The sequence below is a fragment of the Pontibacter anaerobius genome, from assembly GCF_026241195.1.
Taxonomy (GTDB): Bacteria; Bacteroidota; Bacteroidia; order Cytophagales; family Hymenobacteraceae; genus Pontibacter; species Pontibacter anaerobius.
On the sequence record NZ_JAPFQO010000006.1, the window covers coordinates 26,724 to 51,656 of the forward strand.

Consider the following 24,933-nt stretch of genomic DNA (forward strand, 5'->3'; position numbering starts at 1 on the left):
CTGACGAAGCCAGCGGCACCTTCTGTAATATACAGCGAAACATATTTATTCTGAGTTAAGTACGTACAACGGTTAACGCAGAATAATACTGAATGGAACAGCTCGAAGGAACGAAACGGATAGTAATAGAAAATGTAAAGCCCGAAATTAACTGCGGCAGGTTCCCGGCCAAACGCGTGGTAGGGGAGGAGTTTGTGGTTACCGCCGACGTGTTTGCCGACGGCCACGACGAGGTACAGGCAAGGCTGCTGTACCGCCACTCTCGCCGCAAGAAATGGAACGAAGTGCCGATGGAGTTTTTAGGGAATGACCGCTGGCAAGGCTCTTTTGTGCCGGATGCCATGGGGCGTTTCGAATATACTATTGAGGGTTGGGTGGACCATTTCTATAGCTGGCAGAAAGGGCTGAAGAAGAAGTTTGAGGCCAACCAGGATGTAACGGTGGAGCTGCAGATTGGTGCGCAACAGATGGAGGCCGCCGCTGAGAAATCCAAGCCAGGTCAGCAGAAGCGACTCCGCAAGTGGTCCGAGCAGCTACGTACCAGCCAATCACACTCGGAGGACGTTGCCTTTGCCACCGGGCCTGATGTAAGCGAACTGATGCATGCCTGCTGCGAAAAAGAGAACGTGACAGTCTACGATAAGATCCTGCAGCTGGACGTGGAGCGGCAGAAGGCTCTCTTCAGCGCCTGGTATGAGTTTTTCCCGAGGTCGTCGGCGCAGGAGGCTGGCCGCCACGGCACGTTTAACGACTGTATCCGCCTGTTGCCCCGCATCGCCGAGATGGGCTTCGACACGATCTACCTGCCTCCTATCCACCCGATCGGCCGCGCATTCCGCAAAGGCAAAAACAACTCCGTTACCTCCGAGCCGGGGGAGCCGGGTTCTCCGTGGGCCATCGGTGCAGCCGAGGGTGGCCACGATGCCATTCTGCCCGACCTGGGTACACCCGAAGAGTTCCGCGAGTTTGTGCATCAGGCACGGGAGCACGGACTGGAGGTGGCTCTGGACTTTGCCATTCAGTGCTCTCCCGATCATCCCTATGTAAAAGAACACCCGGAGTGGTTTAAGTGGCGCCCAGACGGAACGGTGCAGTATGCCGAAAACCCACCTAAAAAGTATCAGGACGTGCTGCCGGTGAACTTTGAGACCGAGGACTGGCCAAACCTATGGCGTGAGCTTAAGCGCGTACTGTTGCACTGGATAGATCAGGGTGTGTTTATTTTCCGGGTGGATAACCCACATACCAAAGCCTTCAGTTTCTGGGAATGGGTGATCGCCGAGATACACAAGCAGTACCCGCAGGTGATCTTCCTGAGCGAGGCCTTTACCCGACCGCGCGTGATGGAGCGCCTGGCCAAGATCGGTTTCACGCAATCCTATACATACTTTACCTGGCGCAACTCCGCCGACGAGATAAAGCAGTACATGACCGAGCTGACGCAGTCGGACCTGCGCGAGTACTTCCGCCCGAACTTCTGGCCCAACACCCCGGATATACTCCCTTATGCGCTGCAGGAGGGCGGAGAGCCTGCCCACATTACCCGCGTGGTGATGGCCGCAACCTTGTCCTCTAACTATGGCCTCTACGGCCCCGTGTATGAGTTTGGCATCAACCAGCCGGTGCCGGGCAAAGAAGAATACTATGACTCCGAAAAGTACGAAGTGAAGCACTGGGACTGGGGCAAACTGACAAAGATACGGGAGGTGATTTCGCTCATCAACAAGATACGTAAGGTGAACCCGGCTCTGCAGACCACCTGGAACATCCACTTTGGAGACTGTGAGAACCAGGCCATACTTAGCTACGTGAAGTGGAGCAGCGACTATAAGAACAAGATACTCGTAGTGGTAAACCTGGATCCGCATCATACGCAAAGCGGTTGGGTAAAAGTGCCACTCTGGAAGCTGAAGATGAAATCGGACAAGCAATACATGGTGCACGACCTGCTGACCGAGCGCAAGTATACCTGGACCGGTGAATATAACTACGTGGAGTTGCGACCGCACGAGATGCCGGTACACGTTTTCCGGATAGAGGAGGCCAGCCCTGGCATGGGGCACGATAATTTAGACGATACCTGGCTGCCATCTGAGCACCACACCAACGAATAAAAAAGAACCCTTTTGACCACAACTATGGCAGACGAAAAACTCGAGCTTGACGACAACATCCATTGGTATAAAGACGCCATTATCTATGAACTGCACATAAAAGCCTTTAAAGACGGGAACGGCGACGGCATTGGGGACTTTAAGGGACTGATGCAGAAGCTGGACTATCTGGAAGATTTAGGTGTAACGGCTATTTGGCTGCTGCCCTTTTACCCATCCCCCCTCCGCGACGACGGATACGACATCGCCGACTACCTGAGCATTAACCCAAGTTACGGGGTAATGCAGGACTTTAAGGTGTTTGTGCGGGAGGCCCACAAGCGCGGGCTGAAAGTGATCACGGAGTTGGTTATCAACCATACTTCTGACCAGCACCCGTGGTTCCAGCGGGCACGCCGGGCAAAAAAAGGCTCTAAGTACAGGGATTGGTATGTATGGAGCGACGACCCCAACAAGTATAAGGATGTGCGCATCATCTTTACCGATTATGAGCCGAGCAACTGGAGCTGGGACCCTGTGGCGGAGCAGTACTACTGGCACCGCTTCTTCTCGCACCAGCCTGACCTGAACTACGACAACCCTGCCGTGCAGAAGGAGGTTTTCAAGGTGCTCGATTACTGGTTCGACCTTGGGGTGGATGGCTTCCGCCTGGATGCCGTGCCATACTTGTTTGAGCGCGAGGGGACCAACGGCGAGAACCTGCCTGAAACACATGACTTCCTGAAAAAACTGCGTGCACACGTGGACCAGAAGTATACTGGCAAGCTGCTGCTGGCCGAGGCCAACATGTGGCCGGAAGATTCCGCCTCCTACTTTGGCGACGGCGATGAGTGCCACATGAACTACCACTTCCCGATCATGCCGCGCCTGTTCATGTCCCTGAAGATGGAAGACCGCTACCCGATCATCGACATCTTTAACCAGACGCCGCCTATACCCGAGAGCTGCCAGTGGGCCATGTTCCTGCGCAACCACGACGAGCTGACGCTGGAGATGGTGACAGACGAGGAGCGTGACTACATGTACAAAGTATACACTAAGGACCCAATGGCCCGCATAAACCTGGGTATACGCCACCGTCTGGCACCGCTGCTGGGCAACGACCGCGCCAAAATTGAGTTGATGAACGTACTGCTCTTCTCGATGCGCGGAACGCCGGTGGTATACTATGGCGATGAGATTGGCATGGGAGACAATTACTATCTGGGTGACCGCGATGGTGTGCGCACCCCGATGCAATGGAACGACAACCGTAACGCCGGCTTCTCCGAAGCCAACCCACAAAAGCTATACCTGCCTGTCATCATAGACCCGGAGTATAAGTATGAATCCATTAACGTGGACACGCAGAACCACAATGGTAACTCGCTGCTCTGGTGGATGCGCCGCACCATTAACATGCGCAAGCGCTACAAAGCGTTTGGCCGCGGAAGTATAAAGTTCCTGAACCCAAGCAACTCTAAAGTCTTGGCTTTTGTGCGCGAGTACGAGGAGGAGATCATACTTGTCATCGCCAACCTGTCGCGGTTCCCGGAGGCCGTGGAGCTGGACTTGCAGGATTACAAGGGGCATGTGCCGATGGAGGTGTTCAGTAAGAATAAATTCCCATCCGTAAAAGACGAACCGTACCTGTTTACCATAGGTGGCCACGGCTACTACTGGATGGAGCTTCGTCCGCAGGAGGTTGTGCAGGAGTCGGAGGGGGACCAGGCGCGCCCGGCTATGAAAATGGGTAGCCTAAAGCAACCGCTGAGTGCCCGCACCCTCCGCGAGCTGGAGAGCAGGGTGCTGCCGCAATACATCTGGCAGCGCCGTTGGTTTGGAGGCAAAGCCCGCACCCTGCAGCGCATGCAGGTAGTGCAAAGTATGCCATTGCCGCTGAGTAAAGGCGGTGCAGCTTTGCTGTTTGTGGAAGTAAGTTACAACGAGGGGCTGCCGGAAGTATACCAGTTGCCTATAGCCTTCGCCACCGGCGATCAGGAGCAGGAGCTGCGTGATCATAACCCGAACGCCGTCATCTCACGCGTAAATATAGACAGTAAGGATGGTGTGCTGTACGATGCGCTTTACAGTGAGGATTTCCGTCTGATGCTGCTGCAGCTGATGGTAAGACGCAAGAAGCTGCGCCACGATGGGGCAGAACTGGTAGGGCACAGCCACCGCGGAGTAAGTTCTGAGATCAAGAACATAGAGGGGCCACTCACCTCTAAAATTCTTTCGGCGGAGCAAAGCAATACCTCCATTATCTACAATAATGCTTTCTTTATGAAGGTATACCGAAAGCTCGACCGCACCCTAAACCCGGATGTGGAAGTGGTACAGATGCTAACAGAGCGCATCGGCTACGACCATGTGCCTCGTTTCCTGGGAGCATTGGAACAGCAGGAGGGTAACAAGCCGCCGATGGTGCTGATGATGCTGCAGGAGTTGGTGCCGAACCAGGGAGATGCCTGGAACTACATGGGTGATGCGCTGAAACGACTGTATGAGCGCCTGCAAACACAGACGGAGCGACTGAAGATTGGACCGGTGTCTGGTACACTGTCGCGGCCGCTGGCTTTTTCTGATATACCAGAAGAGATGCAGATGCAGATTGGCGGTGCCCACGTGGAACGGCTGGAACTGCTGGGGCAGCGCACCGCAGAGATGCACCTGGCCCTCGGCTCTGTAACCGATAACAAAGACTTTACACCGGAGAACTTCTCGCTGCACTACCAGCGCTCATTGTATTCTTCGCTCACCTCACTGGTGCGCAGCAACTTCGATAGCCTGCAGAAGCACCTGCCTGGCCTGCCGGAGCAGGTGCGCGGTGAGGCAGAGGAGGTGCTGCAGATGCGCGGCGAGATTCTGGAGCGCCTGAAGATGATCTTCGCCCATAAGATTGACACGCAGAAGATCCGGACCCATGGCGATTACCACCTGGGGCAGGTGTTGTTTACGGGCAAGGATTTCTACATCATCGATTTTGAGGGCGAACCGGCACGCTCCTTTAGCGAGCGCCGCCTGAAGCGATCTGCCCTGCGCGATGTGGCCGGAATGATCCGCTCGTTCCATTACGCCGCCTACAGTGCGCTGTTCCAGGAAGAAGGTCTCCGCAAGGAGGACGTGGATTACCTGGAGGCCTGGGCCGAGCAGTGGTACCACTACGGCAGCGGCTTCTACATGCACGCCTACCTGAGCAAAACTATGGGTACCGGCATCGTGCCAGCCAAGGAAGAGGATTTTGAGATACTCATCCATACTTTCCTGCTGGAGAAAGCCATCTATGAGTTAGGCTATGAACTGAATAACCGTCCGGATTGGGTGCTCATCCCTATCAGAGGCATCAAGTACATCATGAAAAAGTATAAGAATGGCTAAGAGAAAAGAAAGCATAACCCCCGAGACTACCGATCAAAACAAGGGAATCACCGCAAAAGCCACCAAGGCAACCACCTCCCGCAAAAAGAAGGAGGAACCTATGGCGGCTGAGGAGGCAAAAGCGGAGGCCAAGGCCAAACGCACCACGCGAAAAAAAGCAACGGATGCACCCGCTGCCGAGATGGGCGCCCCGGTTACCACAGCCGGTAAAGCAGCTCCTGCCAAGAGGCGCGGAAGGCCTAAGAAAGGAGAGGCAGCAGGGGCAGAGGTGCCGGTGCAGGTAGCCTCGAAAAGTGGTGTGCAGGAGGTAGTGAAGGCCAAAACCCGCACGCGGGCTAAAGCTGCTGCCACCAAGGTAGTAGAAGCCGGCGATGTGCTGGTGCCAGCCGGTCAACAGCCCGATCAGCCGGTGTGGTATGCCAGTCTTTTCACGGATTACGATATCTACCTGTTTAAGGAAGGAAAGCACTTTAGCCTGTACCTGAAGCTGGGGTCGCACCCGATGGAGGTGCACGGGCGACAGGGTACATACTTTGCCGTGTGGGCCCCGAATGCGGAGCAGGTGTCGGTGATGGGCGAGTTCAATGGCTGGAGCCGGGAGAACCACCAGCTGCATGTGCGCCACGACGGTTCCGGCATCTGGGAGGGCTTTATACCGGATGTACAGGCAGGTATGATGTATAAATATCATATTAAATCCAAGTACCACCTGTACCACGTGGAGAAGAGCGACCCTTTTGCTTTTTGCCGTGAAGTGCCGCCGCAGACAGCCTCTATTGTAAATAACCTGCAGTACGAGTGGCAGGACCAGGCATGGATTGATGAGCGCAAGAGCAAGACAGGGCAGCCGCAGCCTTACAGCGTGTACGAGGTGCACCTGGGCTCCTGGCGCCGCAAACCAGAGGATAATAACCGTCCGCTTACGTACCGCGAACTGGCCGAGGAACTGCCGGCTTATGTAAAGGAAATGGGCTTTACGCATGTGGAGTTCATGCCTGTGATGTACCACCCGTTCAGCGGCTCGTGGGGTTACCAGATTACGGGATATTTTGCCGCCCATAGCCTGTTGGGTTCGCCGCAGGACCTCATGCACCTGATCGATGTGCTACACCAGCACGGCATTGGCGTGATCATGGACTGGGTACCGTCGCATTTCCCTTCGGATGAACATGGCTTGGCCTATTTTGACGGAACGCACCTGTTTGAGCACGCTGACCCGCGAAAGGGCTTCCACCCGGATTGGAACAGCTACATCTTTAACTACGGACGCAACGAGGTTCGCTCCTTCCTGATCAGCAATGCGCTTTTTTGGCTGGACAAGTACCATGTAGACGGGCTCCGGGTAGATGCCGTTGCCTCGATGCTATACTTAGACTACAGCCGCAAAGAAGGCGAGTGGATTCCGAATGAGTACGGTGGCCGCGAAAACCTGGAGGCGATTTCCTTACTCAAGGACTTTAACCACGCAGTGCACGATAATTTCCCGGAGGTGCTCACCATTGCCGAGGAATCTACGGCCTGGCCGATGGTAACAGGCCATGTGGAGGACGGAGGCCTAGGCTTTAACATGAAGTGGATGATGGGTTGGATGCACGACTCGCTGCACTATTTCTCCAAAGACCCGATCTACCGCCGCTACCACCAGGGCGAGATAACCTTCAGCATTATCTACGCTTTCTCCGAAAAGTTTATGTTGCCGCTTTCGCACGACGAAGTGGTGCACGGCAAAGGATCGCTGCTGGGTAAGATGCCGGGTGATGAGTGGCAACGCTTTGCAAACCTGCGTGCGCTGTACTCATACATGTATGCCCACCCGGGTGGCAAGCTGATGTTTATGGGCTGCGAAATTGCGCAGAGCACTGAATGGAACCACGACAGCAGCCTGGACTGGCACCTGCTGCATTACACCCCGCATCAGGGTATACAGCAGTTGATGCGCGAACTTAACGCCGTTTATAAGGCGGAGCCGGGCATGTACAGGCACAGCTTCAGCCCCGAGGGCTTCCAGTGGGTAGACCTGAACGATGCCCATAACTCGGTCATGAGTTTCCTGCGTAAGGGGGATAAACCGGGAGATGAGATCCTGGTGGTGTGCAACTTTACACCGGCCCTGCACGAGCATTACCGTTTAGGCGCTCCGCATGCCGGCAAATGGGTGCAGATCTTTAACTCAGACGACAAACGCTACGGCGGCAGCGACGTGCACAACCCGGAGCCGATACAAACGGAGCCGGAGCCGTTCCACGGGCAGGCCCACTCCATGACATTAAAACTACCGCCATTAGCCGTGGTATACTTTAAGTTGCTGACTGAATAAGCAGTACGTATAACTGTGAGGTGTTCTTCTAGGAGAGGCAGCCTTTTCAGTGAAAGTATAAAATGGGCCGCTGCCAAAGTATGAGTTATACTTTGGCAGCGGCTTTTTCTTTCTCAACAGCAGATTATACTTCGGACTTCCTTCTCACTAATCACGCCAATATAAATGATTAGTATAGAAAGCAGGCGAGAACTTCGTATTCCGGGTTAAGGAAGTATTTAGTTCAGCATCCTATACGCATTCGGGGATTGCCCCACCCTTTGCTTGAACAGGCGCGTAAAATGCTGGGGATATTTGAAGCCTAATTCATAGGCAATTTGGCTCACCGATTTGCTTTGGTCAAATACTCTTTCTTTCGCCACATCGATCACCTTTGCCTGTATGTATTCCTGCGCTGATTTTCCAGTTTCTTTTTTTACCAGATCGCCGAAATAGTTGGCGGATAAGTTCAGCTCACCTGCGCAAAAAGCTACAGAAGGCAAGCCGATCCTTTGTGGTTTATCGAATTGAAAATACTCAATCAGCAAACTCTCAAACTTTTCTAAAATACCTTTGTGTACGTTATCGCGGGTAATAAACTGGCGGTCATAAAAACGGATGCAGTAGTTCAGGAACAACTCGATATTGGATACGATGAGCCGTTTACTGTGCTGGTCAATGGCATGCTCCAGTTCGTACTCGATCTTGGAAAGGCAGTCCAGGATAATTTTCCTTTCACGTTCTGATAAGTGAAGGGCTTCATTAGATTGGTAGCCAAAGAACGTATAGTCCTGCATGTGCCGCCCGAGCGGGGTGCCATGTATCAGATCAGGGTGAAAGATAAGCGCAGTCCCTTTGGGTTGATACGTTTCTCCACTGTTCTCCACGCTCACCACCTGTCCCGGCGCAATGAACACCAGCGTGCCTTCTTGGTAGTCATAAGTATGGCGGCCATACCGCAGATTACCGCAATTGACTTCTTTCAAAAACACGGTGTAAAATCCAAAATACATATTGGAGGCCTGCCTGGGGCTTGCCTTCGAGACATCCACCACACTCACCAGCGGGTGCAGCGTCTCATTGTTGTTGAAGGCGTTGTAATCATTGATGGTCTCAAATCTTCGCAAATTATCCATACCGCTATCGTTTACAGTTGTTCAAAATTACCACCTTTTTCAAGTTTTGCTTCATGCGCCTTGCCGAATCAGTAATAATGGTATACAAACATGTAATCTGTATAACATGCAGGCTCTTAATGTACTATACCTTTGTAGTGTCGAGATTTTAGGAGATAAACGAATCAATATATGCAAAAGGTTAAGTTAAACAACGGCGTGGAGATGCCCCTGCTGGGTTTTGGTGTTTTCCAGATTCCCGACGCAGCCGAGTGTGAAAGAAGCGTAGCCAATGCCCTTGATGCAGGCTACCGGTTGATTGACACGGCTGCGGTCTACCTTAACGAGGAAGCAGTAGGCAGAGCCATTCAAGGAAGCGGTGTTCCAAGAGAAGAGCTCTTCATCACCACTAAAGTGTGGGTGCAGGATGCCGGCTATGAGAATACTAAAAGGGCCTTTGAGAAGTCATTAAAGCGCCTTCAGCTGGATTACCTGGACCTGTACCTGATTCATCAACCCTACGGGGATGTGCACGGGTCATGGCATGCCATGGAAGAGCTGTACAGCGAAGGCAGGATCAAAGCCATTGGCGTCAGCAACTTTCAGCCGGACCGTGTGATAGACCTGATCATTCACAACAAGGTGGTTCCGGCGGTGAACCAGATCGAAACGCATCCTTTTAATCAGCAGGTGGAAGAGCAACAATTCCTGAAGGAAAACAACGTACAGATCCAGTCGTGGGGACCGTTTGCGGAAGGCAAGAATGACCTTTTCAAGAATGAGCTACTGAGCTCCATCGGTCATAAGTATGATAAGTCGGTGGCACAGGTCGTGCTGCGCTGGCTTACGCAGAGAGGCGTGGTGTCCATTCCGAAGTCTGTGCACAAGGCACGCATCGAAGAGAACTTCAATATTTTCGATTTTGAGCTGAGCCAGGAAGACATGGAGTTCATCGCCACCCTGGACCAAAAGGCAAGCCTCTTCTTCGACCACCGCGATCCGGCTGTGGTAAAGTGGATCAGCGAAACCGAGGTTGACATCTAAACAATTAAAAGAGTTGGTTATGGAAAATGAGAAAATGAACAGCGAAAACGCATCTAACGCTCAAGGCGAAGGTGTTAACCGACGTGACTTCCTATCCAGATCGGCACTTGCAGGAGCAGGGCTGGCCCTGAGCCCTCTGTCATGGGCAGCAGCAAAGAATGAAACCAGCAGTGCTGCCTTGCAGAAACCCAAGGCTATGAACCGCCGCAGGTTAGGGAGTTTAGAAGTCTCGGCCCTTGGGTTGGGAGGACTCTCTGTTGTGGGATTCTATACCGGAGACGTACGGGAGCAGCGTCAGGTTAATAGACTTTACCGGGAAGCTTTTGACAATGGCGTGACACTTTTTGACACTGCTGAGGTGTATGGGCCTCTGATTAATGAAAGGCAGGTTGGCGAAGCGGTAGCGCCGTTTAGGAAAGAAGTGGTAATCGCTACCAAATTTGGATTTGATGTGGACCCAGAAACCGGCGAAAGAAGGGGATTAGACAGTAGACCGAAAACCATTCGCAGGGCTGTGGAGGGGTCTTTGAAACGGCTGAAAACGGATTATGTTGACCTCCTCTACCAGCACCGTGTTGACCCGAATGTACCCATTGAAGACGTTGCGGGCACCGTCAAGGAGCTGATGCAGGAAGGAAAGGTGCTGCACTGGGGGCTTTCTGAACCTGGTCTGAACACCATTCGCCGGGCACACGCGGTACAACCTCTCGCTGCTATCCAAAACGAATACTCCCCCTGGACCCGTGATCCGGAAACCGGGGTTTTGCCTCTTTGCGAAGAGCTGAACATCGGTTTTGTTCCATGGTGTCCGTTAGGCTATGGATTTTTTGCGGATGCGATCAACGAAAATACCCGGTTTTCTGAAGGTGATTTTCGCGCTATTTTACCCCGGACAACACCTGAGAACATACCTCAGAACCTTGAAATGCTTTACTATATAGAAGAGTGGGGGCTCCATAAAAATGCCACGGCGTCTCAAATAACATTGGCGTGGTTACTAGCTCAAAAACCTTGGATAGTGCCTATCCCTGGAACATCAAAATCAGTGCATCTTAGAGAAAATTTGAAGGCCGATTCGGTAAAGTTCTCTGCTGCTGAACTGAAAGCATTCAATGATGGCCTGTCGAAGATTGAGATTGCGGGAGCAAAAAATGCGAAACCGGTCATGGAGGCTATGGGCGTTGAGGCGCCGCCAAAGGGATAGCAGTGCTCCATGTATTTATGCCTGCTTAAATGAATTAAACCAAAGTAACTGATGAAGAATAGTATAGTGTTGAATCAAGAAATGAAACAAACCAGATCATTGTCATCGCCCCTTAAACGCATTACGGTTTTAGATGCGCTAAGAGGGTTTGCTTTATTGGGTGTTATTCTCATCCACATGCTACAGCGCTTCGGGATATATGCTATTCCTTCGGAGCAGATGGACCCTCGCTTTCCTGCACTAGATGAAGCCATTCAATGGATAGGCCAGAACATCATCATGGGCAGGTTCATCAATATTTTTGCCTTCTTGTTTGGCCTTAGCTTCTTCATACAAATGGACAGTGCCGCCAGAAAGGGAGTCGATTTTCGAAAGCGCTTTGTGTGGAGGATGCTCCTTTTATTCATGCTCGGCCTGCTCGCGCACTCTTTCTATAGCCTCGAGATTATTTCGGTTTACGCGGTCTTTGGGTTATTGATGATACCACTGTACCGGTTTAAAAACTGGACATTGGTGGCCCTTGCCTGCCTTTTACTGGTAGGGACGCCACGTATTATTCAGGCAACTATCAATAACAACGCTATATCCGAGCAAACATCTGACCGACGTACCAGCGGTAATGGGCAAGCTTCGGCTGAGGTGCCGGAATACATCGCCAAGCCCTCCTTTCTAAATTCGGCAAAGCATAACTATGAAGAGCGTCTGGAAGGAAAGTTAAACTACCAGTTTGGCATGGTTGGGCGTGGCTATGTGACCCTTGCTCTGTTTATGCTGGGGTTAGTGGTCGGTCGTCTCCGTTTCTTTGAGGAGGTAGGCACGAAGAGAAAAAGGAATGTGCTCCTTTTTGCAGGCTTCGTTTCAGCCGCCTTGTTGATAGGCTGGATCAAAAGTATGATTCCACCAGTAGAGCTACGCACTTTGTTTAACCCCGCTGGCACCTACATATCACCCACTCTTTTAACTGTACAGGCTTTGAATGATATCAATCTTGTGCTTTTCTCCGGCGCCATGACAATGGGATTCATCCTTCTCTACCAGACAAAATCAACGGGCAGCTACCTGGATGTCTTATCACCGTATGGGCGATGGGGTTAACCAATTACATTATGCAGGGCGTGATCGGTAGCCTTTTGTTCTCTATGTGGGCCTTTGGTCCGATCTTTAGTGGCTGGCACCCCACGGAGGTTTTTGTATTGGGAATAATCATCTACGTAGCACAGATCATACTTAGTAAATTCTGGCTTACGTACTTTCTGTATGGTCCGCTGGAGTGGCTGTGGCGCTCGGCAACCTACATGAAACGGCAACCTTTCCGGAAAACGGCGCCACTCAAGCAAATGGAAAGCAGAAAGGCAGGTAAGTTGGAACAGCCTGCATTTAACTCAAAGCAGTAGTTTCTATATGATGCAGACTCTGATTCACAAAAACCATGTACCCTGGTATGGCTGTAACGGAACTTACTCTTCTGCCTTTAAATATAATACCAGTCCGAGGGGAGAGTGCTGATCTCTTTGCCAAACCTTAAAATTTTATAACTAATGAAGATACTGAAATTAACCATGCTATTGCTCGCCATGGGCACCACCCAAGCCTTTGCACAGGGTGCACCCATCTTCCCGAAAGGTGAGAAAGCCCCTAATGTAAATCACGTCGGGAATGTATGGCTCTATGAGGTGCATGCGCCTGACAGTACCTTCAACTACGGCATTTCTGTGGCGACCTTTGACCCCGGTGCACGGTTAAACTGGCATCAGCACCCGGGCGGGCAGATCCTGATGATTATGGAGGGAGTTGGTTATTACCAGGAGAAGGGCAAACCCAGGCAAACTATTCGCAAAGGGGATGTAGTAAAATGTTCCCCGGGCGTGGTGCATTGGCACGGTGCCTCACCCGAAAGCGGGGTTACCTACCTCTCTACCACACCTGCTCAAAATGGCAAGACGGTATGGCTGGAAAAGCTGACTGAGCAGGAATACTTTGGCGGTAAATAAATAGCCCTGTTAGCCTTCGAACCTTTAGGTATAAAATTGGCCCTTCTGCTACCATCCAGATTCAGCACTGAGAAGATAGCTAGGGAGCTATAAATTATATAGTTAAAGCACTTTAAAAAGAAAGCCATGCAAAAAAGAACATTTGGCAAAAGCGGCTTGGAAGTATCTGCTCTCGGCCTTGGTTGTATGGGACTGAGCTTTGGGTATGGGCCTGCAACAGAAAAAGGAGAAGCTATCAAACTTATCCGAAGAGCCTATGAACTCGGTGTTACATTTTTTGATACGGCGGAGGTATACGGCCCCTTTACAAACGAAGAGCTGCTAGGCGAGGCGTTGGAGCCGTTCCGTGATAAGGTTATCATCGCCACCAAGTTTGGCTTTAAATTGGAAAACGGGGCTATGACAGGTGTTGACAGTCGCCCAGAAAAAATCAGGGCAGTAGCAGAAGCAGCCCTTAGACGGCTTAGAACAGATACGATTGACTTATTCTACCAGCACCGGGTGGACCCTAACGTTCCCATAGAAGAGGTAGCGGGCACAGTTAAGCAGCTGATCCAGGAGGGAAAGGTGAAGCACTTTGGGCTTTCAGAAGCTGGGGTTCAAATCATCCGCAAAGCGCATGCTGTGCAACCGGTAACTGCCCTGCAAAGCGAGTACTCCCTGTGGTGGCGGGAGCCTGAACAGGAGATACTGCCCACCCTGGAAGAACTCGGCATTGGCTTTGTCCCTTTCAGCCCACTTGGCAAAGGGTTTCTGACGGGCAAAATTGATGAAAGTACAACTTTTGAAAAAGATGATTTTCGGAATACTGTTCCCCGTTTCTCGGAAGAAAACCGGAAAGCCAACCAGGCGTTGGTCGACTTGCTCGGCAGGATTGCAAACGAAAAGAGGACGACACCAGCACAAATAGCCCTTGCCTGGCTACTGGCGCAAAAGCCGTGGATCGTTCCGATACCGGGGACAACGAAACTGCATCGTTTGGAGGAGAATTTGGGGGCGGCTGAGCTTAAGTTGGCCGCTAATGACCTTCAGGATATTAATGAGGCCTTGTTGAATATCGAGATTCAAGGTCATAGGTATTCAGAACAAGCTCAAAAAATGATAAACCGTTAAAAATGAGGGAAAGCGGCCCTGTGACGACTTTAATGTATAAAAGAGGCTTTAACTATAATATTAAAAATTATGAAAAAAGTAATTATTGTGATGTTTTTGTGCATTGCCAGTGTGCAGCTATCATATGCCCAGGCGAAACTTCCGAATTTCACCACAACCAACACGACAAAATCAGAGCAGGAAATCCTCCAACTCTCTCAAGACAAGTGGCGCTGGATGGCAGACAAGACTGTAGATTCTTTGAAAGTCTTGTTCGATGAAAAGTCTGTGTTTGTTCATATGGGAGGAAGCTGGGGGAAAGAGCAGGAACTCAGCGTTATTGAGAGCGGGCGTATTCATTATAAGAAAGCAGAAGTCTATTCAGCGGCAGTGAACTTCATTGGTAACACGGCCATCCTGCTGAATGACATTGACTTAGTAGCCGTAGTCGGCGGAAACGAGGTTATAAATCCCTTTATGGTGACGGAGGTTTACATCAAAGAAAATGGTAAATGGAAGATGGGTTCCCTCACTTTTTCAAGGTTAAGCAGGCCGGTTAAAATGGAGTAGGTAGCATGTCTGTAATTCTCTGGTAAAATAAATCTGTCTGTTAATTAACTTTAAAATAAATACCCGATTGAAAACATCAATTCTCACGCTCTGTATCCTACTAATGGGTATACAAGGGACTTTCGCACAAGATAACAAAGCAAGCGTTGCTACGACGAGTAGGACCAACGCGGAAGAGCAGGTCATCAATCTCTCTAAGGATAAATGGCAATGGATGGCAGACAAAAATGTGGACAAGCTTGCCAAACTCTTTCATGACAAGTCAAAGTTTGTGCATATGAGTGGAACCTGGAAAAAGAACCAGGAACTGGATATCATTAAAACCGGGAGTATTTGGTACAAGGAGGCGGATATACACGATGTGGCGGTAGAAATTACTGACGATGTCGCCGTCCTTTGGAACCGCATCACCCTGACGGCTGTGGTCCGGGGCAATGACGCTAAAAATGAATTTACAGTTACCGAGGTTTATAAAAAACAAGGAGACAGTTGGGTATTGTTAGCGATGACGTTTAGCAGTGTGCGGGACACCCATCAGATTGAGCATTAGAGAGGTCAGGTCATGGCCTTACCAGAGGAAAGAGCCAGAAATGGTTGGAGTGTATCGAAGGCAGGTTATTGCAGAACATAGAAGCTAATGGGCATAGGGCTGTAAAAGAAACTGCAAACAATTCAAGATATCCGATAAAGTGGAAAAGATAAGCCGTAAAATATGTTTTATTCTGTTACACCTGATTGCCACTGTGCTTATGACGGCCTGTGCCGCTCTGAAAGAAGGCGGAAGCAGCGCCCCGATGGTTATTCAGGAACAAGGCAGCTTTGCCGTAGGGGGCACGGTGGTGATCGCTCCCGGCACCTTTGATCCTATTGCACATGGAGCATTCAACCCGGCAAACCAGGCTTCGGAGGGGCAGACGCTGCACGGCGACCATGCCTATGTATTCTACCAGAAACCGCAGAAGGCGCGCGAACTCCCCCTTGTGTTTTGGCATGGGTATGGGCAGTCTGCAAAGACCTGGGAAACCACTCCTGACGGGCCGGAGGGATTCCAAAGCATTTTCCTGCGTAATGGCTATCCGGTTTACCTGATCGATCAGCCAAAGCGGGGCAAAGCAGGACGAAGTACTGAACCCAACACCATTCCCGCAAAACCAGACGACCAGCTTTGGTTTGGCATTTTCCGCATGGGTATTGGCAGGGAGTTTTTTCCTGGTGTTCAGTTCTCAAAAGACCCCGAGGCATTGGACCAGTTTTTTCGCCACATAACGCCAGATACTGGTCCTTTGGATATAGAAGTAAATATTAATGCGGTATCTGCCCTGTTCGACAAAATCGGTCAGGGCGTGCTGGTGACGCATTCCCACAGCGGCGGACAGGGGTGGCTCGCCGCCATCAAGAACAGCAACATCAAAGCCATTGCTTCTTATGAGCCGGAGAGCAATTTTGTTTTCCCGGAGGGCCAGGTACCTGAACCCATTCCCTATGTTGGGGGCCAGTTAAGTGCCAGGGGAGTACCAATGGAGGAGTTTAAGGATCTGACGAAAATCCCCATCATCATCTACTACGGGGATTACATTCCAGAGCAGCCAGTTGAGAACCCTGGCCAGGAACAGTGGCGTGCGGCTTATACCATGGCCAGGCAGTGGAGAGATGTCGTAAACAAGCACGGCGGTGATGTCACCCTGGTTTACCTGCCTGATGTAGGTCTAAAAGGAAATACGCACTTCCCCATGTCAGACCTGAACAATGTGAAGGTAGCGCATCTGCTTTCAGAATGGCTAAAGGAAAAAGGCCTGGATCAGTAATATTGGTAGGAATTCCTGTAATCTGTCTACAATAAATTTCCTATGTTTTTTGGATTTTTACAGTGTAGGAAAAAGGATTGAAATGAGAAGTATAATAAAGATATGGTTACTGGTCAGCACAGCTTTTTGTTTGCTATCATCTTGTTCCAAAGCACAAAACTTACCCCCTGTAGAAGAGGAAATAGCAAGAACTAACAGAATTCTTATCGTTTACTTGTCCCGAACCAAGAACACGGAGGCCATCGCTGAAATAATACATAGAGAAATTGGCGGCACATTGGTAGAGCTTGAACTGGAAACACCTTATCCGGAAGATTACGATGCCATAGTAGCACAAGTAGACAACGAAAATGAAACGGGATACTTGCCGCCACTTAATACTAAAATTGAGAACATACAGAAGTATGATACGGTGTTCCTTGGCTTCCCTACCTGGGACATGCAGCTGCCGCCCCCGATGAAAAGCTTTTTGAAGGAGTATGATCTGAGCGGCAAAACAGTAATCCCCTTTAATACCAATGGAGGATACGGAGTGGGAAGTAGCTTTCAGACAGTAGAAGACTTATCTACTGACGCCAATGTACTGGAAGGCTTTTCCATAAAAGGTGGTTTGGAAAGAGACGGAATACTCCTGGCGATAAAAGGAGAAAGAAGGGAAGAAGTCCGGGCCGAAGTTATAGAATGGCTGCGAAGTATAAAAGTGCTGTAAGCGCTCGAATCAACCAGCATAAAAACTCAAACTAGGTAAAGAAATGAAAATGTTCGGTCTTAAATATCTCCTTTGGCTAGTCGTGTTATTGGGGTTTACAGCCCAGGCTGGGGCACAAAGTATAACTTCTGAAAGCCAAAGCCTGACTAAGAAGCAACAAGCTATAATTCCTATTGCTGCCTTTACCGCTAGTGGTGATTTGGATAGTTTGAAAGGCGCCTTGCATAACGGGCTGGATGCTGGCCTGACTATCAATGAAACCAAGGAGGTGATGGTGCATCTGTATGCCTATTGTGGCTTTCCCCGCAGTATTCGCGGGCTGCAAACCTTGATGGCTGTACTGGACGATCGCAAGGCCAAAGGTATCAACGATGAATGGGGTGCTGAGGCCTCTCCAATCAAAGATAAGCGGAGCAAATACGACCAGGGCAAGGAGGTTTTGGGAGAATTAACAGGAGCACCGCAAGATGGTCCCAAAACAGGTTATGCAGCCTTTTCGCCTGAAATAGAGGTCTTTCTCAAAGAACACCTGTTTGCCGATATTTTTGAGCGAGATGTCTTAAGCTACTCCGAAAGAGAGTTGGTGACCATATCGGTGCTCAGCAGTATTGGTGGCGTAGAGCCAATGCTGCGATCACATATGAGAATCTGCCTGAATGTCGGCCTAACACCTGGCCAACTGCAGCAATTTGTGAACATCATACAAGCAAGCGTAGGAGAAAAAGAAGCTAAAGCGGCTCAATCTGTGTTGGACGAGGTTCTGAGGTCCGTGAAATCCGAATAAGATTCATAATTACAAGATGAAAAAAACATCATTAATACTCGTTTTAGTATTGGCAATAGTAACTGTAAGTATGGTACAGGGTCAAACCACCAAGAAGTCTCATGAACAAAATCCATATACTTTGGTATATGCCGGGGCCATTTCCGAAAATGTAAAGGGCAAGGTAAACATCCATCCGGTTACCTATAAAATCAAAGACATTACCATAGCCGCGAATGTGTACACACCGCCCAATTACAATGCAAAGCAGAAGTACCCGGCCGTTGTCATCGCCCATCCCAACGGAGGGGTAAAAGAGCAAGTTGCGGGTTTGTATGCACAACGTTTGGCGGAGCAGGGTTATATTACCATTGCGGCAGATGCAGCTTATCAGGGTGCCAGTGGCGGCACGCCTCGTAATGTTGATAAACCCGCCAACCGTATTGAGGATATACATGCAATGGGTGACTTTATTTCCCAATATAAAGGTGTTGATGCTAACCGGCTAGGGCTACTTGGTATCTGTGGCGGTGGCGGATACTCTTTAAAAGCTGCCCAATCAGATAAACGTTTCAAGGCAGTTGCTACCTTAAGTATGTTCAATTCTGGTGTAGTAAGGCGGAATGGCTTTATGAACTCCCAATTTTCAACCATTCAGGAACGGTTAAAACAAGCATCAGAAGCCCGTGCATCAGAAGCTGCCGGAGGTGAAATACGTTACGCTGCCGACACAGAAATTACCGATGAAATGGCAGACAAAATGCCGTTTGACCTGTATCGGGAAGGCCATTATTATTACCACAGAACACATGCACACCCGAACTCCACATTCAGGTACACGATGAGTAGTTTGCTGGACTTGATGACCTTTGATGCCAGTACGAATATGGATTTGATAAACCAGCCATTATTGATGATGGCGGGTAGTGAAGCCGACACCTACTATATGACGGATGATGCCTTCAGTAAAGCCGTCAACGCCAAGAATAAGGAACTGCTTCTTATCAATGGGGCTACTCATATACAAACGTACTGGAAACCCGAGTATGTGTCGCAGGCGGTGGACAAACTGGGCACTTTTTACCAATCCAATCTCTGAAATTCAATATGATGAACTTTAAAAATATACCTATATTATTTCTTATTGGTGCGCTGGTATTCTCATGCACAAAGCAAAACGAATCCACACAGAGAATGAATCTGGAAACTCAGGGAAAAACTATTTTCCCAAAGGGTGAAAAAATTGAGAACAACAACTTTAAAGGCAACGCATTTCTAACCATGTTGGTACAAGCAGATAGTATCAACCAAAATTCAGTAGGAAGTGTCACCTTTGAACCCGGCGCAAGGACGAACTGGCACTCCCACCCGAACGGCCAAATTATATTGGTGCTTGATGGGGAAGGGTACTACCAAGAAAAAGGACAACAGAAGGTAATTCTCCGCAAGGGGGACGTGGTAAAGTGTCCGGCAGATCTACCCCACTGGCACGGGGCAAGTGCGGGTAGTGAATTTATACAAATCGCTATAACAGGAAGAGAAAAAGGCCCAACAGTTTGGTTGGAACCGGTAACGGATGAAGAGTACAACAGGCAGTAAAACTTTTGAATGATGCACCTTTTTGGGTAAAAATGACCTATATTTAGACATACTTAAATTAAATCACGATGGCAAAGATCAACCTTGAAATCAACGGTGAGAAGCGAGTGGTGGATGTTGACCCCAACACCCCTGTGCTTTGGGTACTACGGGATCATTTGAACCTGGTCGGAACCAAGTATGGCTGCGGTATGGCCCAGTGCGGTGCCTGCACGATTCACCTGGATGGAACAGCCGTGCGCTCTTGCGTGCTGCCGGTATCAACCGTGGAGAACAAGCAGATCACAACCATCGAGGGGCTGTCAGAAAAAGGCGACCACCCGGTGCAGCAGGCATGGCTGGAGCACGATGTGGCACAGTGCGGCTACTGCCAGGCCGGGCAAATCATGAACGCGGCGGCCTTGCTGAAAAGCAACTCCAATCCTTCCGACGTGGAAATAGAATCGGCTATGAACGGCAATATCTGCCGCTGTGCTACCTATCTGCGTATCAAGGCGGCCATCAAGTCAGCCGCTCAGTCTTAACCACTTAAACCTTCCGAGCAAATGACACAGGTAAAAACACCGATGAACCGACGATCTTTTCTGAAAGTCTCTGCCCTGGCAGGCGGGGGTATGATGCTCAGTTTTAGCTGGCTGGCCGGCTGCAAGCCCACACCGGAAGAGGTTTCGAACCTATCTAAAGAGTGGTTTGAGCTCAACAGCTACATTAAAATCGGAGACAACGGGGTAGTCACCCTGATGGCCCCTAACCCGGAGTTCGGTTCTAACGTCAAGACCTCCCTGCCGATGATGCTGGCCGAGGAGTTGGACATTGATTGGAAGAACGTCATTGTGGAGCAGGCTGATTTTTATCCTGAACGGTTTGACCGCCAGTTTACCGGGGGCAGCCTGGCCATGCAGATGGCCTGGAAACCGCTGCGCACCGCAGGTGCTACCGCCCGGCATATGCTCGTTCAGGCAGCTGCAAAAGCCTGGCAGGTGCCTGCCGGTGAAATCACCACGAAGGACGGCATGCTGTACCACGAGGCGAGCGGCAAAGAAGCGGGATATGGGGAGATAGCTTCCCAGGCAGCTGGGCTTCCGGTGCCAGAGGAGGTACCCCTGAAGAAAGTGGGCGACTTCAAGATCATCGGCAACTCGAAAAAGAACGTTGAGGGGCTGAATATCGTGACCGGGAAACCCCTGTTCACGCTGGACCACAAGCAGGAGGGAATGCTTATTGCCATGATTGCCCATCCGCCGGCATTCGGTCAGAAAGTGAAAGCAGTAGATGACAGTGCTGCCAGATCCATGCCTGGCATTAAGGATGTATTTATCATCAAAACGCTGGAGGAGGGTTATGTAAGAAACGGTTTCGATACCACCAGTTTTACAGAGCTGGTCGTGGTGGTGGGCAATACCACCTGGGAGGTGATGAACGCCAAGAAGGCATTGAAAGTAGAATGGGAAAAGATTTCAGATTCTACTGTTACAGTGGCTGGCTGGGGCGGTAATCAGCAGACCGTCACCATCCCGGCCGGGCTGGAGAGCACCCAAGGGCATCTGGCTAAGATGGCGGAAATGGCAAAAAAGCCCGGGAAAGAGCTTCGGAAAGACGGGGATCCGGAAGGAGCCTTTAAAAAAGCGGCCAAAGTGATCGAGCGAACGTACACGGCTCCCTTCCTGGCACACAACTGCATGGAGCCGGTGAACTGCTTTGCCCATGTCACCGCAGAAAAAGCTGAAATCATCGGCCCCATCCAGGCACCGGAGTCTATCATGCAAACCCTTACGGCCCGCCTGGATATGCCTAAGGAAAAGATCCACATCAAACTGGCCAGAATGGGAGGCGGCTTTGGCCAAAGAGCTTACGGGCACCATTTGGTGGAGGCAGCGGTGATTTCCCAAAAATTGAAGGCCCCGGTTAAGCTGGTTTATTCCCGGGAAGACGATATGACCTACGGCATTTACCGGCCCACGTACACAGCTACCTATAAAGCTGCACTGGATGAAAACAACAACATGATTGCGTACCAAGTGAAGGCAGGGGGTATTCCGGAGAGCCCTCTTGGCTTTGCCCAGAACCGCTTCCCGGCCGGTGCCGTGGACAACTACCTGGCAGAGGAGTGGGCGCTGAATTCCAACATCACCATCGGGGCGTTCCGGGCGCCTCGTTCCAATTTCCTGGGTGGGGTGGAGCAGTCTTTCCTGGACGAAGTGGCCGAGCTGGCAGGCAAGGATCCGATAGAGTTTCGCCTGGAGCTTTTGGAGCGTGCCAAACGCAAGCCTGTGGGAAAGCAGAATGACTATGACCCGGACCGCTATGCCGGCGTATTGAAATTGGTGAAGGACAAGTCGGATTGGAAGAGGGGTAAGAGCGATGTGCACCGGGGTGTTTCGGCTTATTTTTGTCACAACACGTACGTTGCGGAAGTGGTTGAGCTGTTGATGAAGGAAAACAAGCCTGTAGTGGAGAAGGTGTATGCTGCGGTTGACTGCGGTGTGGTGGTGAACCCGGATGCCGCCACCAACATGGCGGAAGGGGGCATTGTGGACGGTATCGGAAATGCCCTTTTCGGAGAGATGACCTTTCAGGATGGGGTGCCCCAGAAGAGCAACTTTGAAACCTATCGCATGATTCGGCACAGCGAGGCGCCAAAGTCTATCGAAGTTCACTTTGTGAAAAGTGAGGCGGATCCCACCGGCTTAGGAGAACCGTTGTTCCCACCTATTTTTGGGGCGCTGGCAAACGCCTTGTACAGGGCAACAGGCCAGCGGAAATACAACCAGCCCTTCCTGCAGGACAAACAACCGCTGGTTTAAGGAGACAGTTCTCAGATAAGAAATGAACGAGATATGAAAAAGATATATTTAGCCCTCTTATTGGCTGTTGTTTTCACGGCGTGCGGAAAGGGAGGGGGGAGTTCTGCCGATGCGGACAGCACGGCAACTGTCAATAGCACCACGCCTCCTCCAACCTCCGATACAACAAACCCAATAGGGGTTATGATGAGCGATACATCTATAACTGCAGCCGATAGTTTGGTTGCACCCGATAGTATTAAGTAGCCGGTACGCACTTCCTGAGCTTTTCCGGAATTTTTTATGCCACGTCCTGCATCTCTTGAGACTTTTCTAAAAATGCCTCAAGAGATGCAGGACGTGGCATAAAAGAGCTTAATGTACGCAAGTATAGTTAGCTGTTCTTGTTGCTTGTCAGCAGACCTGAGGTGGCAATCTCTGAAAGTGAGGGTCTGCAGGAAGGTTTTACTCTTTTACGCGACACTCCCACAAAGCCCTGAATGATGGCTGAGGTGCCGGACAAAGTATAAATGGAATCAAGGTAAAGCTTTAGACCATCTGACTCAAGCATAATAGCACACTTACTTCCCCTTACGGAGCGGAAAGAACCTGCGCATACTTACCGCGCGTTCATTCTCGGCCTGTGGAATTTCTATATCGGAAACAGAACGAACATCCTCCACCGAGTAAAAAGCCTGCGGGTTGTAGTCGCGGATGATGTCCAGCACGTGCTGCAGCTTTTTACGCTTCACAATAAGGAAAAGCAGGTTTACCTTGCCGCGCGTGCCCCTGGCATCGATGCAGGTCAGGCGGTAGCCATGCTCCGACAGGATTCTGATCAACTTATCGGCAGGCTCCACGGTGATTACGCGCACCACCATTTGCCCCAGCGCCAGCTTCTGCTCCACGCGCAGGCCCAGGAAGTTGCCCATGGCAAAGCCCCCGGCCCAGGCCAGGTATGAGGCCACGTTGTTCAGATTTTCCATTACCTGCGTTATGGCAACAAGCCAGATCAGCACTTCCAGGAAACCAAGTATGGGAGCTACTATCTTATCCCCCTTCGACACAAACACAATGCGGAGGGTGCCAAGGGTAACATCGCAGATACGTGCAAAAAATATAAGGGCAGGTATGATAACCCAGTCAACAACCACCGGGTCAACTCCTTCAAAGAAATTCATAAGCTATACTTTAATGATAGGCAGCCTTAAGTTACGAAAGGTCTGATAAAGGGGGCAACTTATCTCCGATAAACTCGCTGCGGGTTTTGGGCAGTGCATCGGGGTAGTTACGCTGGATAAACCCGACGAGCTTTTCGCGTACCAGGCAGCGCAGGTCCCAGGCTATGGCCGAGTCCCTGGCACTCATGAGGGCACGCAGTTCCAGGGTGCGTTCTTTGGAGTCGGTTACCTGCAGCACCGAAACCTGTTTGTTCCAGAGGTCTGTGCCGGCAAGTATACGATCAAATTCTACACGCAAGGGTTCTATGGGCATGGTATAATCAGTGTAGAGGTACACGGAGGCTAAGATATCGGAGCCGGTGCGTGTCCAGTTCTGGAACGGCTTCTGGATAAAATAGTTTAGCGGCAGAATAAGGCGGCGGTTGTCCCACAGTTTCAGCACCACATAGGTCAGGGTTATCTCCTCCACGCGGCCAAACTCGCCTTCCACCACCAGCACGTCGTCCAGGCGGATAGGCTGTGTAAAGGCTATCTGCATTCCTGCCAGCAGGTTGGCAATAGAAGTTTGGGCGGCAAAACCAATCACGACACCTGCCACCCCGGCCGAGGTCAGCAATCCTGTGCCCAGCTTGCGCACGGGCTCAAAACTGAGCAGTATCAGCGCTACAGCCAGAAAAATAATGGTGACCACGGTTACCTTGCGCAGAAATTGCAGTTGGGTTATCAGCCGGCGCTCGCGCATGTTATCCGGTTTCTGCTCAATGTTATACTTATGCCGCACCAGGTCCCGGGCCACGTTGGTCAGCTCTATCAGAATCCAGGCGAAGGTAACAATGTTCAGGGTCTCCACCAGCCGCCGCAGGTTGTACAGCAACTCTTCGCGGTAGGGCAGGGCAGGCAGCGCAATAGACACGAACAGCAAGGGTATAAAAAGAGCGAGTGGCTTGCTCAGGTGTGCGGTAAGGGACTTAAAGAAGAACGGGTTTTCGCGGCGGTTGTAGATATCCAGCAGCTTGAAGAGCAGGTACTTTGTGATAATACCCGCCACTATAGCCACGGCCACCACAGCCAGCCCGCCAAGGATGCTCTCAAACCGTTCGTAAAGGGAATCAAAGTAGTTCATAGACATTCGTTATACCGCTGTGTGATGAAAATACTGTGTAAGGCCGCTAAGGGTTATTCTGACAGCGCAAAGCCTGCAACTTGTGTTAAGATTTATTTCTTAATATATATTTAACTATATTAGAGAACGAGAGGCGCAAATTATACGTATGTGAGGTAGGTTGATGTGTGTCAACCGCTGGAGA

At 50.6% G+C, this 24,933-nt stretch carries 22 protein-coding genes; 18 read left to right on the plus strand and 4 right to left on the minus strand.

The features are described from left to right. Window positions 1-92 precede the first annotated feature (92 nt). From OO017_RS09115 to glgB, 3 genes are read left to right on the plus strand one after another with little or no spacing between them, the layout of a single operon-like run. On the plus strand, window positions 93-2,114 hold the full coding sequence (locus OO017_RS09115; protein WP_266052169.1) for an alpha-1,4-glucan--maltose-1-phosphate maltosyltransferase: 2,022 nt from the start codon (window positions 93-95) through the stop codon (window positions 2,112-2,114). A 24-nt stretch (window positions 2,115-2,138) separates the two neighbouring features. After that, window positions 2,139-5,474, plus strand: coding sequence for a maltose alpha-D-glucosyltransferase (gene treS, locus OO017_RS09120; protein ID WP_266052170.1), 3,336 nt, complete (start codon window positions 2,139-2,141; stop codon window positions 5,472-5,474). Further along, a complete protein-coding gene (glgB, locus tag OO017_RS09125; protein WP_266052171.1) occupies window positions 5,467-7,791 on the plus strand; it encodes a 1,4-alpha-glucan branching protein GlgB in 2,325 nt (774 codons plus the stop codon). Before treS ends, glgB begins: the two co-directional genes overlap by 8 nt. Before the next feature lie 218 nt (window positions 7,792-8,009). Here glgB and OO017_RS09130 read toward each other — a convergent pair whose 3' ends face one another. After that, entirely contained in the window at window positions 8,010-8,906 is an 897-nt protein-coding gene (locus OO017_RS09130) for a helix-turn-helix domain-containing protein (RefSeq protein WP_266052172.1), read from the minus strand. A gap of 171 nt (window positions 8,907-9,077) precedes the next feature. Here OO017_RS09130 and OO017_RS09135 point away from each other — a divergent pair, with 171 nt between their 5' ends. The 15 genes from OO017_RS09135 to OO017_RS09205 all read left to right on the plus strand — a co-directional run bounded on the left by OO017_RS09135 (window position 9,078) and on the right by OO017_RS09205 (window position 22,466). After that, window positions 9,078-9,929 carry an aldo/keto reductase gene (locus OO017_RS09135; protein ID WP_266052173.1) on the plus strand — a complete coding sequence of 284 codons (852 nt, stop codon included), beginning with the start codon at window positions 9,078-9,080 and terminating at the stop codon, window positions 9,927-9,929. Window positions 9,930-9,948: 19 nt separating this feature from the next. Then, window positions 9,949-11,133, plus strand: coding sequence for an aldo/keto reductase (locus tag OO017_RS09140; RefSeq protein WP_266052174.1), 1,185 nt, complete (start codon window positions 9,949-9,951; stop codon window positions 11,131-11,133). Between the two features lie 51 nt (window positions 11,134-11,184). After that, window positions 11,185-12,228, plus strand: coding sequence for a DUF418 domain-containing protein (locus tag OO017_RS09145; protein ID WP_266052175.1), 1,044 nt, complete (start codon window positions 11,185-11,187; stop codon window positions 12,226-12,228). Beyond that, window positions 12,219-12,527 carry a DUF418 domain-containing protein gene (locus tag OO017_RS09150; protein WP_266052176.1) on the plus strand — a complete coding sequence of 103 codons (309 nt, stop codon included), beginning with the start codon at window positions 12,219-12,221 and terminating at the stop codon, window positions 12,525-12,527. The genes OO017_RS09145 and OO017_RS09150 overlap by 10 nt, the downstream gene beginning before the upstream one ends. Window positions 12,528-12,671: 144 nt before the next feature. Further along, window positions 12,672-13,124: a cupin domain-containing protein gene (locus OO017_RS09155; RefSeq protein WP_266052177.1), complete on the plus strand. Its 453-nt coding sequence runs from the start codon at window positions 12,672-12,674 to the stop codon at window positions 13,122-13,124. Between the two features lie 126 nt (window positions 13,125-13,250). Beyond that, the gene (locus tag OO017_RS09160) at window positions 13,251-14,237 is read left to right on the plus strand and encodes an aldo/keto reductase (RefSeq protein ID WP_266052178.1); all 987 of its coding nucleotides are present in this window, start codon (window positions 13,251-13,253) and stop codon (window positions 14,235-14,237) included. Between the two features lie 69 nt (window positions 14,238-14,306). Beyond that, the gene (locus OO017_RS09165; protein ID WP_266052179.1) at window positions 14,307-14,786 is read left to right on the plus strand and encodes a nuclear transport factor 2 family protein; all 480 of its coding nucleotides are present in this window, start codon (window positions 14,307-14,309) and stop codon (window positions 14,784-14,786) included. Between the two features lie 67 nt (window positions 14,787-14,853). Continuing rightward, window positions 14,854-15,336 carry a nuclear transport factor 2 family protein gene (locus tag OO017_RS09170; protein ID WP_266052180.1) on the plus strand — a complete coding sequence of 161 codons (483 nt, stop codon included), beginning with the start codon at window positions 14,854-14,856 and terminating at the stop codon, window positions 15,334-15,336. Window positions 15,337-15,535: 199 nt separating this feature from the next. Next, on the plus strand, window positions 15,536-16,591 hold the full coding sequence (locus OO017_RS09175; protein ID WP_266052181.1) for an alpha/beta hydrolase: 1,056 nt from the start codon (window positions 15,536-15,538) through the stop codon (window positions 16,589-16,591). Window positions 16,592-16,673: 82 nt separating this feature from the next. Next, on the plus strand, window positions 16,674-17,300 hold the full coding sequence (locus tag OO017_RS09180) for a flavodoxin (protein WP_266052182.1): 627 nt from the start codon (window positions 16,674-16,676) through the stop codon (window positions 17,298-17,300). A gap of 43 nt (window positions 17,301-17,343) precedes the next feature. Beyond that, on the plus strand, window positions 17,344-18,084 hold the full coding sequence (locus OO017_RS09185; protein WP_266052183.1) for a carboxymuconolactone decarboxylase family protein: 741 nt from the start codon (window positions 17,344-17,346) through the stop codon (window positions 18,082-18,084). 16 nt (window positions 18,085-18,100) lie between these two features. Continuing rightward, window positions 18,101-19,162 (plus strand): alpha/beta hydrolase, encoded by a 1,062-nt coding sequence (locus OO017_RS09190; RefSeq protein WP_266052184.1) that lies wholly within the window; start codon window positions 18,101-18,103, stop codon window positions 19,160-19,162. A gap of 8 nt (window positions 19,163-19,170) precedes the next feature. Next, window positions 19,171-19,662 carry a cupin domain-containing protein gene (locus tag OO017_RS09195; RefSeq protein WP_266052185.1) on the plus strand — a complete coding sequence of 164 codons (492 nt, stop codon included), beginning with the start codon at window positions 19,171-19,173 and terminating at the stop codon, window positions 19,660-19,662. A gap of 68 nt (window positions 19,663-19,730) precedes the next feature. Further along, window positions 19,731-20,186, plus strand: coding sequence for a (2Fe-2S)-binding protein (locus OO017_RS09200; RefSeq protein ID WP_266052186.1), 456 nt, complete (start codon window positions 19,731-19,733; stop codon window positions 20,184-20,186). Window positions 20,187-20,207: 21 nt separating this feature from the next. Further along, entirely contained in the window at window positions 20,208-22,466 is a 2,259-nt protein-coding gene (locus OO017_RS09205; protein ID WP_266052187.1) for a xanthine dehydrogenase family protein molybdopterin-binding subunit, read from the plus strand. Window positions 22,467-22,839: 373 nt separating this feature from the next. Here OO017_RS09205 and OO017_RS09210 read toward each other — a convergent pair whose 3' ends face one another. From OO017_RS09210 to OO017_RS09220, 3 genes are read right to left on the minus strand one after another with little or no spacing between them, the layout of a single operon-like run. Beyond that, on the minus strand, window positions 22,840-23,016 hold the full coding sequence (locus tag OO017_RS09210; protein ID WP_266052188.1) for a hypothetical protein: 177 nt from the start codon (window positions 23,014-23,016) through the stop codon (window positions 22,840-22,842). 10 nt (window positions 23,017-23,026) lie between these two features. Further along, window positions 23,027-23,626, minus strand: a complete 600-nt coding sequence (locus OO017_RS09215; protein ID WP_266052189.1) for a DUF2179 domain-containing protein — start codon at window positions 23,624-23,626, stop codon at window positions 23,027-23,029. Window positions 23,627-23,657: 31 nt separating this feature from the next. Next, complete coding sequence (locus tag OO017_RS09220) at window positions 23,658-24,749, minus strand: mechanosensitive ion channel family protein (protein ID WP_266052190.1); 1,092 nt, start codon at window positions 24,747-24,749, stop codon at window positions 23,658-23,660. Window positions 24,750-24,933 lie beyond the last annotated feature (184 nt).

Excerpts from the sequence above, each read along its gene's own strand:
- OO017_RS09115 (WP_266052169.1), top strand. The coding sequence starts at position 93 with ATGGAACAGCTCGAAGGAACGAAACGGATAGTAATAGAAAATGTAAAG.
- treS (WP_266052170.1), top strand. The coding sequence starts at position 2,139 with ATGGCAGACGAAAAACTCGAGCTTGACGACAACATCCATTGGTATAAA.
- glgB (WP_266052171.1), top strand. The coding sequence starts at position 5,467 with ATGGCTAAGAGAAAAGAAAGCATAACCCCCGAGACTACCGATCAAAAC.
- OO017_RS09130 (WP_266052172.1), bottom strand. The coding sequence starts at position 8,906 with ATGGATAATTTGCGAAGATTTGAGACCATCAATGATTACAACGCCTTC.
- OO017_RS09135 (WP_266052173.1), top strand. The coding sequence starts at position 9,078 with ATGCAAAAGGTTAAGTTAAACAACGGCGTGGAGATGCCCCTGCTGGGT.
- OO017_RS09140 (WP_266052174.1), top strand. The coding sequence starts at position 9,949 with ATGGAAAATGAGAAAATGAACAGCGAAAACGCATCTAACGCTCAAGGC.
- OO017_RS09145 (WP_266052175.1), top strand. The coding sequence starts at position 11,185 with ATGAAGAATAGTATAGTGTTGAATCAAGAAATGAAACAAACCAGATCA.
- OO017_RS09150 (WP_266052176.1), top strand. The coding sequence starts at position 12,219 with ATGGGGTTAACCAATTACATTATGCAGGGCGTGATCGGTAGCCTTTTG.
- OO017_RS09155 (WP_266052177.1), top strand. The coding sequence starts at position 12,672 with ATGAAGATACTGAAATTAACCATGCTATTGCTCGCCATGGGCACCACC.
- OO017_RS09160 (WP_266052178.1), top strand. The coding sequence starts at position 13,251 with ATGCAAAAAAGAACATTTGGCAAAAGCGGCTTGGAAGTATCTGCTCTC.
- OO017_RS09165 (WP_266052179.1), top strand. The coding sequence starts at position 14,307 with ATGAAAAAAGTAATTATTGTGATGTTTTTGTGCATTGCCAGTGTGCAG.
- OO017_RS09175 (WP_266052181.1), top strand. The coding sequence starts at position 15,536 with ATGACGGCCTGTGCCGCTCTGAAAGAAGGCGGAAGCAGCGCCCCGATG.
- OO017_RS09180 (WP_266052182.1), top strand. The coding sequence starts at position 16,674 with ATGAGAAGTATAATAAAGATATGGTTACTGGTCAGCACAGCTTTTTGT.
- OO017_RS09185 (WP_266052183.1), top strand. The coding sequence starts at position 17,344 with ATGAAAATGTTCGGTCTTAAATATCTCCTTTGGCTAGTCGTGTTATTG.
- OO017_RS09190 (WP_266052184.1), top strand. The coding sequence starts at position 18,101 with ATGAAAAAAACATCATTAATACTCGTTTTAGTATTGGCAATAGTAACT.
- OO017_RS09195 (WP_266052185.1), top strand. The coding sequence starts at position 19,171 with ATGATGAACTTTAAAAATATACCTATATTATTTCTTATTGGTGCGCTG.
- OO017_RS09200 (WP_266052186.1), top strand. The coding sequence starts at position 19,731 with ATGGCAAAGATCAACCTTGAAATCAACGGTGAGAAGCGAGTGGTGGAT.
- OO017_RS09205 (WP_266052187.1), top strand. The coding sequence starts at position 20,208 with ATGACACAGGTAAAAACACCGATGAACCGACGATCTTTTCTGAAAGTC.
- OO017_RS09210 (WP_266052188.1), bottom strand. The coding sequence starts at position 23,016 with ATGCTTGAGTCAGATGGTCTAAAGCTTTACCTTGATTCCATTTATACT.
- OO017_RS09215 (WP_266052189.1), bottom strand. The coding sequence starts at position 23,626 with ATGAATTTCTTTGAAGGAGTTGACCCGGTGGTTGTTGACTGGGTTATC.
- OO017_RS09220 (WP_266052190.1), bottom strand. The coding sequence starts at position 24,749 with ATGAACTACTTTGATTCCCTTTACGAACGGTTTGAGAGCATCCTTGGC.